Origin of the sequence: Aeromonas sp. FDAARGOS 1403, from assembly GCF_019047325.1 — a bacterium.
Classification (GTDB): domain Bacteria; phylum Pseudomonadota; class Gammaproteobacteria; order Enterobacterales; family Aeromonadaceae; genus Aeromonas; species Aeromonas dhakensis.
The window spans coordinates 2689551-2704274 of the sequence record NZ_CP077249.1 but is presented as its reverse complement, the minus strand read 5'-3'; the positions used below and the strand labels follow the sequence as shown (position 1 = coordinate 2704274).

The following is a 14724-nucleotide window of genomic DNA, read 5'->3' as shown; positions in this document are numbered from 1 at the left end:
AGGCATCTGAAAACAACAAGGCCCCGTCACGGGGCCTTATCGACAATCCATGTACTGAGCGGGGATCAGGCGGGGGCATCCAGCTGAGCTACCTGGCGCTCAATGCTGCCTTTGAGGTTGTCATCGAGCTTGAGGGCGCGCGCCAGCTCGTCCAGATAACCGCGCTCCATGAAGTGATCCACGTCGATGGCAAGCAGGGAGGCGAGATAGACCTCGGTGGCCAGCTCCATGTCGGTCACTTCCCGCGCCAGAGCGTGGGGATCCAGGGGGCGAGCCAGCTCGGCATCAATCCAGCGGGCCGCGTCGCTCTGGCCCTGCTCGGTCAGGTACTGCTGGATCTTCTGACGCTCGTCGTTGTCTATATGGCCGTCGGCCCGGGCCGCCGCCACCATGGCGCGCACCAGGAGGGCGGCTCTGGCATCCAGCGCATTGCCCTGCAGGGTATCGAGGGGCTGGGTCGGCTGGGCCGGGGCAGACTGCTGGGCCTGCCAGTCCTGATAGAGTTTGTAGGCCAGGCCGCCGAGGGCCGCTGCGCCGCCCACCGCCGCCACCTTGCCGCCATATTTGCGCACCTTCTTGTTGCCAAGCAGCAGGGCCATGGCACCGGCGGCGAGGCCCCCTTGCGCCATCCCCTTCATCTGCGCCTTGCGGCTGTCGCCACCTTCGTTGAGCCAGCCCTTGCCAGCTCCCATCAATTGCTCCAGCATTTGTTTCATGGGACCTCCTCGTTGGATGGTGAACCATGCTGAACCTGCCCCACTGAACTCAAGGTGAATGGATGCCACTGCCCCGCCTGCTGTCGCTGACCCTGCTGACCCTGATGGCGTTCGCCGCCAACTCGGTGCTCTGCCGGCTCGCCCTGTTCGAAGAGCGGATGGATCCCGCCCTCTTCACCCTGCTGCGCCTGACCAGCGGCGCCCTGGTGCTGGTGCTGCTGTGCGGCGCGCGCAAAAAATCCCCCCGCCAGGGGGACTGGGGCGGCGCCCTGGCCCTCATCACCTATGGCGCGGCGTTCTCGTTCTCCTACCTCACCCTGACCGCGGGCACCGGCGCCCTGCTGCTGTTTGCCGCCGTCCAGCTCAGCATGCTGGCGCCGCCCCTGCTGCGCGGGGAGCCCCTGCCCCGCCGCCAGTGGCTCGGCCTGCTGCTCGCCATGGCGGGCCTGGTGGTGTTGCTGCTACCCGGCCTCAGTGCGCCGGATCCGCTGGGGGCGGCCCTGATGATAGTGGCCGGCATCGCCTGGGCCGGCTATACCCTGCGGGCCTCGCGCTTTGCCGACCCGGTCTCCGCCAACGCCGGCCACTTTCTGCGCGCCAGCTTGCCGGCGGCCCTGCTCTATCTGCTATTCGGGCAGCTGCAGACCAGCCCCGCCGCCATCAGCTATGCCCTGGCCTCGGGGGCGCTGGCCTCCGGCCTTGGCTATGCGCTCTGGTATCTGGTGCTGCCTCACCTTGGCCGTACCCTGGCCGCCAGCGTCCAGCTGCTGGTGCCCCTGCTCGCCGCCCTGGCCGGGCTCATCTGGTTGGATGAGTCCTGGTCGCTGCGCTTGGTATTGTCGACCCTGGGCATCCTGGGGGGGATCGCCCTGGTCATCGCCGGACGCCCCCCATCAGGAGAAAAATCATCATGAAGATGCTCGTATTGCTGCTCGGTTGTGCCCTCTCGCTCCCCCTGCTGGCCGCAGTGGAGGACAGAGATGCCAAACAGGCCAAGCTGGATGCGGCCTGCCAGCAGGCCCAGCAACAGTTGGTCGAACAGGGCAAACAACAGCGGATCGACGCCTGCATCAAGGCGGGCGGCAAGGCTGCCAAGTGCCAGCAGGAGTTCGCCAGCTTCGGCCAGCGCGAGGGCAACAAGCGGCCCGATCTCAACAACCTGCCCCCCTGCCAGCAGGCTGATGCCTATCGCAAGAGCTACCGGCAATGACCCTCAATCAAGGAGACCCCATGACCCCACCCCGCGAGCTGACCCTGCAGTTTCTGGCCGAGCCCGCCGATGTGAATTTCGGCGGCAAAGTGCACGGCGGCATGGTGATGAAATGGATCGATCAGGCGGGTTACGCCTGCGCCGCCGGCTGGTGTGGCGGCTACGCGGTGACCGTCTATGTGGGGGGGATCCGCTTTCTGCGCCCCATCCAGATAGGCCAGCTGGTGGAGGTACACGCCCAGGTGATCCACACCGGCACCACCAGCATGCACCTGGCGGTGGATGTCTACAGCCGCCACCCGACCCAGCGAGAGCGTCACAAGACCACCCACTGCATCATCATCTTCGTGGCCATGGACGAGCACGGCAAACCGACCCCGGTGCCCCAGTGGCAACCGCAAAACGAGAGCGATCGGCAGCTGCAGCAGTACGCCCTCAAATTGATGGCCCTGCGCGAGCAGATCGACCAGGAGATGCGCCAGCACCTCTAGCCGGGTTGCCCGCAAGAGCAGACAGGTCCCCATCCGGGAGCGGCCCTGTATAATGGCGTTTTCCCCGTTATGGAGTCTGTCATGTCATTGGAAACTGCCCCGCCCGAGGTCCAGCTCGCGGTGGATCTCATCGAACTGCTGGAGACCAACCGGATTGAGCCGGCCCTCGCCCTGGCGGCGCTGGCCATCGTCTCCGCGGACTATCAGCGCAAGCTCAACGAAGGCAAGGAGTGCTGAGCAAGGTTGCCTTGCCACCCCACCTTGCACAGGAGGTGTCATGACGGATCCCGTTCGTTTTGAAACCGGCCGCCCCATGCTGCTCGGCGGCCTGCGTCGTCACCATGCCTTCGCCCACGCCGACTTCGGCGGCCAATGGCGCGATTTCAGCGCCCTGGGCCCGCTGCCGGGCCAGCTGGGTGAGCATGCCTATGGCGTCATCTGCGGCGTGACCGCCACCGAGTGCGAATACATGTGTGCGGTAGAGGTCGCCGCGCTGGAGGTGCTGCCCAAGACGCTGGGGCGGATGCGCATCGAGCCCCAGACCTATGCCGTCTTCCTGCATCGGGGGCATGTCTCGACCATGCCGCACACCTGGCAGCAGGCGCTGGAGTGGCTGGCGCAGTCCGCTTACCAGTCGGCCCACCAGCCAGACTTCGAGCGCTATGGCGCCGCCTTTGACCCGGACACCGGCAGCGGCGAGGTCGAACTCTGGCTCGCCGTGCTGCCGCGCCAGGCCATCGCCTGAGCATCCCGCGCTCAGCCCTGATAAACCGGCCAGGTTTAACCCAGACAAGGGGCTGACTCGGCGCACGGGCGGTGCAAGGATATGGCTCCCCTACTGCCCGAGAGTTGTTATGGATAGCCAGGAATGTCTCGACCAGGCTGGTCTTTGGAGCCGCTCCGCCCGCATCATGACGCTGGCCTGCCTCATCGTCTTCATGGCCCAGATGGCCACCACCGTTTACCTCCCCTCCCTGCCCGTGGTGATGACGGATCTCGCCATGACCCGGCAAGGGGCCGAGCTCTCCATCTCGCTGTTCGTCATCGGCGCCGCCCTGCCGGTGCTGTTCTGGGGCGCCGCCGCCGATCGCTACGGTCGCCGGCTGCCCCTCGCCCTGTCACTCTTGCTGTTTGTCGGCCTCAGCCTGCTGCTGGCCACCACCAGCCAGGGGCCGCTGCTCTTGATCCTGCGCACCCTGCAAGGGGTGGCGGCCGGCGGCGCGGCCATCATCGCCCGCATCCTGGTGCGGGATCACTGGCACGGGGATGAGCTGGCGCGCCGCCTCTCGGTGCTCTCCATCGCCTTCATCACCGCCCTCGGCGGCGGTCAGTGGATAGGCGGCCTCATCAGCCGCTATGCCCATTGGCAGCTGGGGTTCGTGCTGATGGCCGGGGTCGGCGTGCTGGCGCTGCTCTTGATGAGCAGCCTGCCGCTGCAGGGGCCCAACCCGGCGGCGGCGAGCGGCGGCATGTGGGCCCGTTACGCCAGCCTGCTGCGCCGCCCCGGCTTTTTTTGGCCGGCCTGCGCCGGCGGCATCGGCTTTGCCATCACGGTGACCCTGCAGGAGGTGAGCCCCTTCGTGCTGCAGCAGGGGTTTGCCCTCGAGGTCACCACCTTCGGTAGCCTGGGGTTGCTGATCGGTATCGCCTACTTCGCCGGCGCCATGACGGTCAACTGGCGGGTCGCCCGGGTGGGAGGCCGCCAGCTAATGCGCCAGGGGGCCGCCCTCATACTGCCGGCGGCCGGCGGCATGCTGCTGCTCTGGGCTCTGGGCGCCCTGCAGGGCAGCGGTGGATTGGTGGCCATGATGACCTGCTACTGCCTCATCATCTTCGGGCAGGCGGTGCTTTTTCCTAACAGCATGGCGCTGGCGGTGAGCGATGGCCGCGAGCACGGCGCCTACGCCATGGCCCTGTGCGGCTTCCTGCAGCAGGGGGTGGCCGGGGTGGCTGCCGCCGGCGCCACCCTGGTGAGCCATCACGGGGCCTGGGCTCCGCTCGTCTTCACCCTGGCGCTCATCACCCTGCTCATCGTGCGCACCAGGGTGCGCTAAGCAGGCCCCTGCCTGCATCCTCTCACTGCTCAGCGGGCCCCATCACCCGATCGCACAGGCTGATGAGGGCCTCGCAGAGGCGAGTGAGCGGCTCGCCGCGCTCCGCCCCCAGGTGCAGCGCCAGCTCCACCGGCGCCACCGCCGGCCAGTGGGTCAGCTCCTGCTGATCCGGCTGCAGCAAGCGCCGGGGCAGCAGGCTGACCCCGATCCCGGCGCTCACAGCCCCCTGCAAACTGGCCAGGCTGGCACTGACGTAGGCGATGCGCCAGCGCCGCCCCAGAGTGTCGAGTGCCTCGGTCAGCTGCCGCCGATAGAGCCCTTCGCTCGGGAATACTACCAGCGGCAGGGGATCCCGCTCGCTGGCGGGCCAGGCACGGCTGTCGACCCAGGCCAGCGGCTCGCGCCAGCAGGTGCACGGCGCCCCCTGTCCCCGCGCCTGTTTGACCAGCGCCAAGTCCAGCTCGCCGGCCTCGAAACGCTGCCAGATCTCGTGGCTGAGGCCGCTGTGCACCTCCAGCCGCACCTGCGGGTAATCGCGGGCAAAGGCCGCCAGCACAGGGGCGATGGCGCCGGCGGCAAAATCCTCCGGCACTCCCAGGCTCAGCTGCAGGCTGGCTTCGGCCACCTGCTCCTCGGCCCGGGCCAGCAGGGTCAGGATGCTGCGTGCCAGCCCCAGCAGCTTCTCCCCCTCTGCCGTGGTCACCACCTGGCGACCGGAGCGATTCAGCAGCGGACAGCCGAGCTGCTGTTCGAGCCGCCGCATCTGCTGACTGATGGTGGATTGGGTGAGGTGCACCCGTTCACCGGCGCGGGTAAAACTGCCGCTGTCGACGATGGCGACAAAGCTGCGCAGCAAGAGGGGATCCAGCATGGTGACTCCATTTACAAAACCACTGGACGCCATTCTATCATTTAATTTCCCCATGGCTGGCTTCCCCGCTAGGCTGGTCTCCTCCCATTCCCTTGCCTCGAGGATCCGCCATGCCCCACTCCCTTGTCGAACCCGCCGGCTCACGCCTGATCGCCTCGCTCACCACCAACCCCACTCATCAGGAGTGGCTGGAGCAGGCGCTGCAACTGGCCCTCCATAACCGCCAGCAGGGGGGCAGACCCTTTGCCGCCCTGCTGGTGCAAGGCAACCAGCTGGTGACCAGCGCCGTCAACGCCATGCACCAGGATGGCGACCCCACCCGCCACGCCGAACTGGAAGCCCTGCGCCAGGCCAGCCAGGTCGGGCCGCTGGCGGGTGCCATCGTCTACGCCAGCGGTCACCCCTGCCCCATGTGCCTGAGCGCCCTGGTGATGAACGGCATCGCCGCCGTCTATTACGCCTTCGATAACGAGGATGCGGCCCCATTCGGCTTTGACAGCACGGCCGCCTACCGCAAGCTGGGCCTGCCCCTCGCGCCGCCCCCCCTGCCGCTCATCAAGCTGCCGAGCCCGCTGGCCGCCGCCGAGCTCTATGGTGCGCAAAGTCATGCTTGAGGCCCGCATCGATACACGCCAGCAGCAGGCCCTGCTGGTGCTGGTGATCCTGATCGGGCTCAACCTGCGGCCGTTTCTCACCGCCATCGGCCCTCTCAGCCGCGACATTGCCGAGGCGCTCGGGCTTGGCATGGATACCCTGGCCTGGCTGACCCTGTTGCCGCTCTGGCTCATCGGCGGCGGCGTGCTGCTCACCCCGGCCCTGCGCAGTCGCAGCGGGCCGCGTCAGTTGCTGGGGGCAGCGCTGCTGCTGTTGGGAATGGGCAGCGCCATGCGCTTCGAGGCGGCCAGCGGCGCCCTGCTCATCGCCAGCGCCGCCCTCTGCGGGCTGGGCTCGGCCCTGGTGCAGGGGGTGCTGCCCGGTCTCATCAAGCAGGCCTTTGCCCAGAAGGTGCCGCTGGTGATGGGCATCTTCTCCGCCTGCATGATGGGGGGCGGGGCCCTGGGTGCCAGCCTCACCCCGCAGCTCGCCGCCCGGCTCGACTGGTCTCAGGCGCTGGCGCTGTGGAGCCTGCCGGTGCTGCTGGCCATGGGCTGGCTCGGCTGGCGGGTACGGCTGCCCGCAGCGCCGGTGGCTGTCTCCGGCGGCGGCGAGCAGCGTCTCATCAGCCTGCCCCGCAGCTGGCTGCTGATAAGCTGCTTTGGCATCATCAACAGCGGTTACGGCATCGTCGTGGCCTGGCTGGCGCCGGCCTACATGGCGCAGGGCTGGAGCCCCCAACAGGGGGGCGAGCTGGTGGCCTGGCTGGCACTGGCCCAGACCGTGAGCGGCCTCGGCCTGCCGCTGCTGGCCGCCCGCCGGCTCGACCGGCGGCCCTGGATGGGATTGGCCATCGCCATGCAACTGGCGGGCTTTGGCGGCCTCTGGCTGGCGCCGACTGCCGCCCCCATCCTCTGGTGCATGTTGTGCGGCGCCGGGCTTGGCGGCAGCTTCTCCCTCATCATGGTCATCGCGCTCGATCACCTGCCGGATCCGCGCCGCGCCGGCACCCTCAGCGCCCTGATGCAGGGATTCGGCTTCATGCTGGCAGCCACCGGCCCCTGGGTAGCGGCCCGCCTGCATCACCTGAGCGGTGACTTCGCCGCCGCCTGGCAGTGGCAGCTGGCCGGCCTGGTGCTGATGAGCCTGCTGGTGCTGCGTCTCGACCCGCGCCGCTACCCCAGCGCCATGAAGCTGGCCACACCGTCTCCCACCCCCACGCCCATCAGCTGATCTGTACTCGCCTCCTTTTCCAGATGAGGAGGCAAACTCACCACCTTCCAGCCTCTCCCCATTCCTTGCTCGCTTTCCGGTATCGGGCAGCTGAGCAAACCATCAGCAAAAAACTACATATCCATTTGATTTGTAACATATTAAACCTTCCCATATGGTGGGTTGTGCTGCCATATGAGCCCATTAAGGTAAGGCGCTCAGACGAGAATTAATCTCGTTTCGTCTGACAGGGAAGAGGCTGTATTCATCAAGGAGGAGAACGCCACGCGCCAGTGGCTTTGCCATTACTCAAAGGAAATCACATGCAGACAAACACAAAATGGGCTTCTCTACTCGGTGGCTTGGCCATGCTAGGCGGTGCCATCTCACCGGTCATGGCCGACGAGTCATTCAACCTGTGGCAGGAGTGCGCCACCCGCTGCACCCTGGATCTGGCCCAGGGGGTGCGCGCCAGTCAGCTCGATGTCGCCAGCCTGCTGGGCGGACAGACCGATTCCGGGGTACTGCACTACTCCATGGTATTGGAAGAAGGTGGAGACAGCCTCAAGCTGGCCCTCGGCAATGCGCTGACCCTGCGCACGGATGGCACTACCATCACCCTGACCAGCGCCACCGCGGGCAAGGGCCCACGCACCTACAGCTATACCCGCCAGGGGCGCGGCAACTGGTCGCTGCACTGGCTGGTTCCCGTCGGCGACGATGCCCCCGCCAGCATCAAGGTCTTCTTCCACGAGCTGGATGCAGGATCCGAGGTGAGCCATATCTCCCCCATCTACAGCATCGAAGTGAGCGATGACCTGCTGCGCACCATGGCCAGCAACTCGACGCTCTTCGTCAGGCACGTGGAAAACAACGAGATCAATCGCAGCCTCACCCTCAGTGCGGCCGGTGTCGGCTTCGTGGCGGCGCCCACCCAGCACAGCCGTCAGAAGCGCTGGAGCGAGTGGCATACCGGCAAGGTGCTGTGCCTGCTGGATCCGCTGGATGCGGTCTACAACTACCTGTCGCAGCGCACCTGCAACCTGGGTGATACCTGGGAAGGCAAGGTCTACCGGGTATTGGCCGGGGCACCCGCCTCTCACGACACCCATATCGTGCCGACCGCCATCAGTCATCGGCTGCACTTTGCCAAGGGAGACGGTCTGGCGGCTCTCACCACTCATCAGGTTTGCGCCATCCCCCTTGAATCCCTGGCCAGAAGCCGTCAACCCAGAGGCTGGGAAGAGCTCAGCCAGTGTGGCTATCCAGTCCACAATCTCGTCACCCTCTATCTGCTGACCCGCCTGCCATGGTCCCAACTTGATACCGTGATCACCCAGGCGCTGGCCAATACCACGCCAGAGGATGGCTCAACGCCACGAGGGCAGCTGGCGCAAGCCATTCGGGAAAACCCGACCCAGGCACGGCTGGCCCTGAGCATGGCGGCCGCCCAGAGCGATGCCTTCAGCCACCAGCAGGCGGGCAATAGCCAAGAGCAGGCCGCCAGCGCTGACGTGGTCAATCTCACCTGCCCCGCCGCCGATCTCAACTGCCTGGCGCCAGCCGACAGCGCCGATGCCCTGCAGGAGCGGGACTATCCGAACGGTGCCAGCTTCCTAGGTGACGGGGACGAGGTCAGCTTCAGCACGGCCGGTACTCGCAACTGGTCGGTGACCCGCCTGGAGCAAGCCCATCGCCAGCTGCTGGCGCGCGGTTATCTCTTCGTCGGTTATCACGGCACCTTCCTCGAAGCTGCCCACAGCATAGTGTTTGAGGGGGTGCATGAACGGGATCAATCCTCCATTGCCCCCTGGCAAGGCTTCTATGTCGCCGGCGATCCGGCCCTCGCCTACGGTTACGCTCAGGATCAGGAAGCGGATGCCCGTGGCCGCATCCGCAATGGCGTGCTGCTGCGGGTGTATGTGCCGCGCGCCGCACTTCCCCGCCTCTACGCGACCCAGCAGACATTGGCCGATCCCGGCGCCGTCGATGAGGTCGGCCGCTTGATCGGTCACCCCCTGCCGCTGCAGCTGGAGGCCATCACAGGACCGGAAGAGGAAGGCGGCCGCCTGGAAACCATTCTGGGTTGGCGGTTGGCGGAGCAAGCGGTAGTGATCCCCTCCACCATACCGACCGATCCGCGCAATGTCGGCGGCGATCTGGATCCTGCCAGCGTGCCGCAGGAAGAGAGCGCCATCAGCACCCTGCCTGATTACACCACCCAGCCCCGCGAAGACCTCTGAATCGCGGTTCATCGATACAAAAACACCGGCCTGTAGCCGGTGTTTTTCACTGTCAACGCGGGGGAGTGAGAGGGCGCCTAGCGCCCCTTCTTCTGTCGCCCACCCTGACCGGCACGCGGTTTGCCGGCGGCCGGTTTGGCCCCCTTGTTCGGGGCGCCTTTGCCAGCGCTCCCTTTTGCTGACCCGCCTTTGCCCGTAGCACCCTTGCCTGCTGGGGTCCGTTTCTCGAACGCCTCCGGGCCCGGCACATTGGGGCGACCGCCAATCTCGTGATCGTCGTCGCGCCGTGGCTTCTTGCCCGGCGCCGACTTGCTGCCTTGCGCCGCAGGCGCCTTGGGTTTGCCACCCTGAGCATTGGCCGGTTGCGCCCCCTTGGCCGGTTTCACCTCGGAGGAGGAGTCTTCAATCAGCTTGAACAGCTCGATCAGCTCGTCACCGTCGAGATCGCGCCACTCGCCCACCGGCAGCCCCTTGAGGCTGACGTTCATGATGCGGATACGCTCAAGCTTGGTCACCTCGAAGCCGAAGTGCTCGCACATGCGGCGGATCTGGCGGTTCAGCCCCTGCACCAGGGTGATGCGAAACACGAACGGCGCCTCTTTCTTCACCTTGCACTTCTTGGTGACGGTGCCGAGGATCGGCACCCCGGCCGCCATCCCTTTGATAAAGTCGTCGGTTACCGGCTTGTCGACGGTCACCAGATACTCTTTCTCGTGATCGTTGCCCGCCCGCAGGATCTTGTTGACCAGATCGCCGTGGTTGGTCAGGAAGATGAGCCCCTGGGAGTCCTTGTCGAGCCGGCCGATGGGGAAGATGCGGGTGCTGTGGTTGACGAAGTCGACGATGTTGTCCTTCTCGCCCGCTTCCGTGGTGGAGACGATGCCCACCGGCTTGTTGAGGGCGATGAAGACCAGGCTGTCCGCCTCGCGCGGCTCGATAACCTGGCCGTTGACCTTGACCAGATCCCCGGCAAACACCTGATCCCCCACCCCGGCCCGTTTGCCGTTGATGAAGACGCAGCCCTGCTCGATGAAGCGATCGGCCTCGCGACGCGAACAGATGCCGCTCTCGCTGATGTATTTGTTCAGACGCATGGATTCATCAGCCAGCATGGGTCACCTGCCAGCGGCCCACGGCCTGCTCATGTCTCATCAGAGCGCGGGATGGCCGGCTCACCAGGTCAAAATTGTGCATATCACTCCATCTTTAAAACCGGCCGAGGTCGGCCTTGTCAGCAAAAAACGCCGGCACATTAGCACATTGCTCTGCCGCACACGCAGGATAGTTGCACCCGGCCCCTCCCGCTTCCCGCAAAATGCGCGCCGCGTCACGCCAAAACGGCGCGCCATGCGTCTCCATATAAACGGCGCCGCAGGCGGCAAGTGCCGCCATGAAAGCGCCTTATCCCCAGCCAGGACAATGCCCAAAACCTCACCTCCTGGCGCCCCTCATCTACCTCATCCCGGCCTGCTGCCTGTACTTATCACCTTGTTTCCCTTAGGCTTTAAGCCAGCTCTCGACCCTTAGTACGGCCGCCGTGGACGCAGGGTCGCCCCTCTTTTATCAGTGCCAAGGACTCTCCCATGCTGGCTCGCACCCGCCGCCTCGTTCGCCGCCTTCTTCTCAGTCTGCTGGGCTTGCTGCTGCTCGGCTGGGCCCTGATCGCCTACTTCGCCTGGCAGGCCGAGCCGCTGCAGCCCTGGCACACCCTGGTGCCGCCCGAGCTCAGCGCCGAGCAGCTCGATGGCAGCGACTGGCAGGCCTATCTGGCCCACGAGCAGCAGCTGTTCGAGCTGGTGACCAAGGAAGTGATCGCCAGAACGCCGCCGGAGCAGCAGCTCGACAGCAATCGCTACTATCAGGATGCCCCCATCAATCCGGCTCATTTCGAAACTGACTGGAACCGCTCCTATCTGCTGCGGCCAAGCGGCGAGGTGAAAGGGGTGGCGGTGTTCCTGCACGGTTTGACCGACTCCCCCTACAGCCTGCGCCACCTGGCCCAGCGCTACCGCGAGCAGGGCTTCATCGCCCTGGGGCTGCGCATTCCGGGCCACGGTACCGTGCCGGCCGGGCTGGTCGATATCGACTGGGAGACCTGGCTGGCCGCCACCCGGCTGGCGGTGCGCGAAGCCAGGGTGCTGGCGCCAAGCCCGCTGCCGCTGCATCTGGTGGGGTTTTCCAACGGCGGCGCGCTGGCGGTGAAATATGCGCTCGATGCGGAAGGTGACAAGACCGGCACGCTGGCAAGGCCGGATCGGCTGGTGCTCATCTCCCCCATGATAGGGGTGACCCGCTTTGCCCGCTTCGCCGGCCTCAAGGCGGTGCCCGCCCTGCTGCCCGCCTTTGCCAGCGCCGCCTGGCTTGACACCATGCCGGAGTTCAACCCCTTCAAATACAACTCGTTCCCGGTCAACGGCGCGCGCCAATCCTACCGGCTGACCCACGCCATCCAGCAGCAGGTGCGTGAGCAGGCCGCCAGCGGCGCACTCGCGGCCTTCCCGCCCACCCTCACCTTCCAGTCGGTGATGGACTACACCGTCAGCACCCGCTCCATCATCGCCGATCTCTATCACTTCCTGCCTGCCAACGGCAGCGAGCTGGTGCTGTTCGACATCAACCGCGGCACCCTGTTCGGCCCGCTGCTGAGCAGCGCCTCCGAGCTGGCGCTGAGCCACCTGTTGCCGCGCCCGCCGCTCTCCTACCGGCTGACGGTGGTGGGCAATCAGGCTCCCGCCAGCACCCGCACCCAGGCCAGCAGTCTGCCGGCCGGCGGTGGGCCTGAGCAGATCCAGCCTCTCGACATCGACTACCCCAGGGAGATCTACTCCCTCTCCCACGTGGCCCTGCCCTTCCCGATGGATGACCCCCTCTATGGCATGGCGCCACGGCCCGAACAGCGCGAGCAATACGGCATCAATTTGGGGGGGTTGGCCCTGCGCGGTGAGCGCGGGGTGCTGATCGTCAACCCCGGCGCCCTCACCCGCACCTCCTCCAACCCCTTCTTCCCCTATCTGCAGGAGAAGGTGATAGAGACGCTGACGGCGCCTGCCCAACCGCCGGCCGGCAAACAGCCAACCCCGGTCTGGGACAGCGAAGACGAGGCCGCCTATCAGGCGGAGCGGGAAGCGTTTCTAAACGATGGGCAGGAGAGCGAGGCTCCCTTCTAGGGCCCTTGCCGGGGCTCATTAAGGTTGTGCGTCAGGATGGGGCCGACATGGGGCCCCCTCAGTACTTGCTCAGACAGAGCGGCATCCACCGGCCGTCACCCGATACCAAGCGCCATCAGGGATAGCGGCTGATCTCAATCAGGTTTTGATCCGGATCCAGGCAGTAGACCGACTCGATGGGGCCGCAGGCCCCGCTCTTGGTCACCGGTCCCTCCACTATCGCCACCCCGTGGCAATGGAGCTGGGCGATGACCTGTTCCAGCGGCCAGCGGGTGATGAGGCAGAGATCTCCCGAGCCCACCTGCGCCCGGTTGCGCGGCTCCTGCCCCAGCAGTTGCAGATTGATCTTCTGGTTGCCAAAGCGCAGGGCCCGGCGCCCTGCCCCAAAGGTGATGGCTTCCATGTTGAGCACCGAGCTGTAAAACGCGACGGCCCGCTCGATGTCACTGACCGTCAATACCAGATGGTCGATATGGCTGATCATGTCCCCTCCTGGCTGATGTGTGTCGATAGCGCTGGCCCGACAGACTGGCCTGTGGGCCCCCTCATCATACCCAATTGCACACCCAGCATCTGTGCCGAATGGCGCAAAGATGGCCGAGCAGAGCCGCTAGCTGAGTGAAGGCGGCGGTGGCCTGATCACTGCGTATGATAAGCCTCTTACAGGCCACAACTAACGTAATTGGTTGATGATGAACACATTATTGTACCGATACAGCTGAAATAAGGTGTCGATTGGATTATGATTCGCGCCATATCAGGTAACTCGAATGGGGCCATCCCGATCATGTCGGGGCGAGAGGCGACCGAGAAACAGTGCTGAGGAGCCCGTTTTGCGCGAGTCATGGACAGAAGAGGAACTAAGGGCGACGGTCAGCGCCTACCTGGCGATGCGCACCATGGAGCAAAATGGCATCCCCTTCGTCAAGAAGCGCTATTACACCGAGCTCGCTAACCAGTTTGGCCGCACCGAGAAGGCATTCGAATATCGAATGCAGAACATCTCCTACATCTGCGCCCTGCTAGGACGAACCTGGGTATCAGGTCTCAAGCCGGCTAAGAACGTGGGTCCCCACAATGCCCCCATCATAGAGCGCCTGCTCTGTGAACTCGATGGCCAACCCTATACCGGCAAGGCTGCCTTTGAGCATCAAGTGAGCCGCTACCAGGCCAAACCAACACTCCCCATGCCGACGGGCATTCAAGAACCAGAGCAGCGTTATGGGGCCAGTCCTGGCTATGGGCGAGATCCAAAGGTGAAGGCTTGGGTATTGATGACGGCGGCGGGCCATTGCGAAAGCTGCGCACAACCAGCCCCTTTTCATGCCACCACGGGGGAGGCCTTTTTAGAGGTGCATCATCTGCGCACACTCGCAGAAGGGGGTTCGGATACCATCAGCAATACGGTGGCGCTCTGCCCTAATTGCCACCGTGAGCTGCACTATGGCGTCAACCAAGCACAAAAACGTGAGGCCCTTTACCAGGCGCTACCCAGACTGGTACGAGAATAACGCGCCTTCTTCACTCATAAAAAACGGCTCGCCATTGGCGAGCCGTTTTGATCGGGGTCAGCAGGGGATCCGCTCGATGCGGCCACCGCTCAGTTTGAAGAAGGCATCCTGCGGCAACTCTTGCAACCAGGTGGTGGTGTAGTCCAGATCCGCATAGGCGCCGCGCAGCATGGCGCCAAACAGGCCGTGAGAGACCACGATGGCGCGCTCGGCGATCTGCTCATCCTGCAGCCAGCTCAGCGCCCGCCCTTGAATGCTCTGAAAACTCTCCCCCTCTGGGGCCTGCAGGTACCAGTCTGGCTGCTCCAGATCGAGCTCGGGGTGGGCCGCCAGCAGCTCGGGCACCCGGCGACTCTCCCACTCTCCCATCCCCAACTCCACCAGCCGCTCGTCCCAGACGATACGCGCTTGGTCCAAGCCAAGCTGCTGGCACACCCGCTCCGCGGTCTGGCGCGCCCGGCCGAGGGGGCTGGCGTAAAGGGTCCAGTCGGCGGGCTCGGCCAGCAGCTTGGCCAGACGGGCCCCCATGGCGAGGGCTTGGGCTTCGCCCTTGGCGGTCAGTTCGGAGTTGCAGCGCCCCTGCAGTCGCAGTTCGGCGTTGTAACGGGTCTGGCCGTGGCGCAGCAGATAGAGGGTACGGGACATGGTTTCTCCA

Annotated in this window: 16 protein-coding genes; 11 read left to right on the top strand and 5 right to left on the bottom strand. The window is 65.4% G+C overall.

What is annotated here, in order from left to right:
- Window positions 1-65 precede the first annotated feature (65 nt).
- A complete protein-coding gene (locus tag I6L33_RS12850) occupies window positions 66-716 on the bottom strand; it encodes a tellurite resistance TerB family protein (RefSeq protein ID WP_124250169.1) in 651 nt (216 codons plus the stop codon).
- Window positions 717-778: 62 nt separating this feature from the next.
- Here I6L33_RS12850 and I6L33_RS12845 point away from each other — a divergent pair, with 62 nt between their 5' ends.
- The 6 genes from I6L33_RS12845 to I6L33_RS12820 all read left to right on the top strand — a co-directional run bounded on the left by I6L33_RS12845 (window position 779) and on the right by I6L33_RS12820 (window position 4471).
- Complete coding sequence (locus I6L33_RS12845) at window positions 779-1630, top strand: DMT family transporter (RefSeq protein ID WP_124250170.1); 852 nt, start codon at window positions 779-781, stop codon at window positions 1628-1630.
- Window positions 1627-1926 (top strand): hypothetical protein, encoded by a 300-nt coding sequence (locus tag I6L33_RS12840; protein ID WP_010634401.1) that lies wholly within the window; start codon window positions 1627-1629, stop codon window positions 1924-1926. Before I6L33_RS12845 ends, I6L33_RS12840 begins: the two co-directional genes overlap by 4 nt.
- A gap of 20 nt (window positions 1927-1946) precedes the next feature.
- Window positions 1947-2417: an acyl-CoA thioesterase gene (locus I6L33_RS12835; RefSeq protein ID WP_005299506.1), complete on the top strand. Its 471-nt coding sequence runs from the start codon at window positions 1947-1949 to the stop codon at window positions 2415-2417.
- Between the two features lie 81 nt (window positions 2418-2498).
- Window positions 2499-2654, top strand: a complete 156-nt coding sequence (gene rsmS, locus I6L33_RS12830) for a pleiotropic regulatory protein RsmS (protein ID WP_005299504.1) — start codon at window positions 2499-2501, stop codon at window positions 2652-2654.
- A 40-nt stretch (window positions 2655-2694) separates the two neighbouring features.
- Window positions 2695-3162 (top strand): GyrI-like domain-containing protein, encoded by a 468-nt coding sequence (locus tag I6L33_RS12825; protein ID WP_216972646.1) that lies wholly within the window; start codon window positions 2695-2697, stop codon window positions 3160-3162.
- A 109-nt stretch (window positions 3163-3271) separates the two neighbouring features.
- Window positions 3272-4471, top strand: coding sequence for an MFS transporter (locus I6L33_RS12820; protein WP_216972645.1), 1200 nt, complete (start codon window positions 3272-3274; stop codon window positions 4469-4471).
- A gap of 22 nt (window positions 4472-4493) precedes the next feature.
- Here the strand turns inward: I6L33_RS12820 and I6L33_RS12815 are convergent, their stop codons facing one another.
- Window positions 4494-5342 carry a LysR family transcriptional regulator gene (locus I6L33_RS12815; protein ID WP_216972644.1) on the bottom strand — a complete coding sequence of 283 codons (849 nt, stop codon included), beginning with the start codon at window positions 5340-5342 and terminating at the stop codon, window positions 4494-4496.
- Window positions 5343-5452: 110 nt separating this feature from the next.
- On the opposite strand from I6L33_RS12815, the gene I6L33_RS12810 reads away from it, so the two are divergent.
- The 3 genes from I6L33_RS12810 to I6L33_RS12800 all read left to right on the top strand — a co-directional run bounded on the left by I6L33_RS12810 (window position 5453) and on the right by I6L33_RS12800 (window position 9391).
- Window positions 5453-5956, top strand: a complete 504-nt coding sequence (locus I6L33_RS12810) for a nucleoside deaminase (RefSeq protein WP_216972643.1) — start codon at window positions 5453-5455, stop codon at window positions 5954-5956.
- Entirely contained in the window at window positions 5949-7169 is a 1221-nt protein-coding gene (locus I6L33_RS12805) for a cyanate transporter (RefSeq protein ID WP_216972642.1), read from the top strand. Before I6L33_RS12810 ends, I6L33_RS12805 begins: the two co-directional genes overlap by 8 nt.
- Before the next feature lie 341 nt (window positions 7170-7510).
- Window positions 7511-9391 (top strand): exotoxin A binding domain-containing protein, encoded by a 1881-nt coding sequence (locus I6L33_RS12800; RefSeq protein ID WP_216974128.1) that lies wholly within the window; start codon window positions 7511-7513, stop codon window positions 9389-9391.
- 77 nt (window positions 9392-9468) lie between these two features.
- Here I6L33_RS12800 and rluF read toward each other — a convergent pair whose 3' ends face one another.
- Window positions 9469-10503 (bottom strand): 23S rRNA pseudouridine(2604) synthase RluF, encoded by a 1035-nt coding sequence (rluF, locus tag I6L33_RS12795; RefSeq protein ID WP_216972641.1) that lies wholly within the window; start codon window positions 10501-10503, stop codon window positions 9469-9471.
- A gap of 471 nt (window positions 10504-10974) precedes the next feature.
- On the opposite strand from rluF, the gene I6L33_RS12790 reads away from it, so the two are divergent.
- Window positions 10975-12558 carry a carboxylesterase gene (locus I6L33_RS12790; RefSeq protein WP_216972640.1) on the top strand — a complete coding sequence of 528 codons (1584 nt, stop codon included), beginning with the start codon at window positions 10975-10977 and terminating at the stop codon, window positions 12556-12558.
- Window positions 12559-12673: 115 nt separating this feature from the next.
- Here the strand turns inward: I6L33_RS12790 and I6L33_RS12785 are convergent, their stop codons facing one another.
- A complete protein-coding gene (locus tag I6L33_RS12785; RefSeq protein ID WP_024943745.1) occupies window positions 12674-13042 on the bottom strand; it encodes a VOC family protein in 369 nt (122 codons plus the stop codon).
- A 349-nt stretch (window positions 13043-13391) separates the two neighbouring features.
- Here I6L33_RS12785 and I6L33_RS12780 point away from each other — a divergent pair, with 349 nt between their 5' ends.
- Complete coding sequence (locus I6L33_RS12780) at window positions 13392-14069, top strand: HNH endonuclease signature motif containing protein (RefSeq protein WP_240035824.1); 678 nt, start codon at window positions 13392-13394, stop codon at window positions 14067-14069.
- Between the two features lie 57 nt (window positions 14070-14126).
- On the opposite strand, the gene I6L33_RS12775 is transcribed toward I6L33_RS12780, so the two are convergent.
- Window positions 14127-14714, bottom strand: coding sequence for a histidine phosphatase family protein (locus I6L33_RS12775; RefSeq protein ID WP_042065352.1), 588 nt, complete (start codon window positions 14712-14714; stop codon window positions 14127-14129).
- Window positions 14715-14724 lie beyond the last annotated feature (10 nt).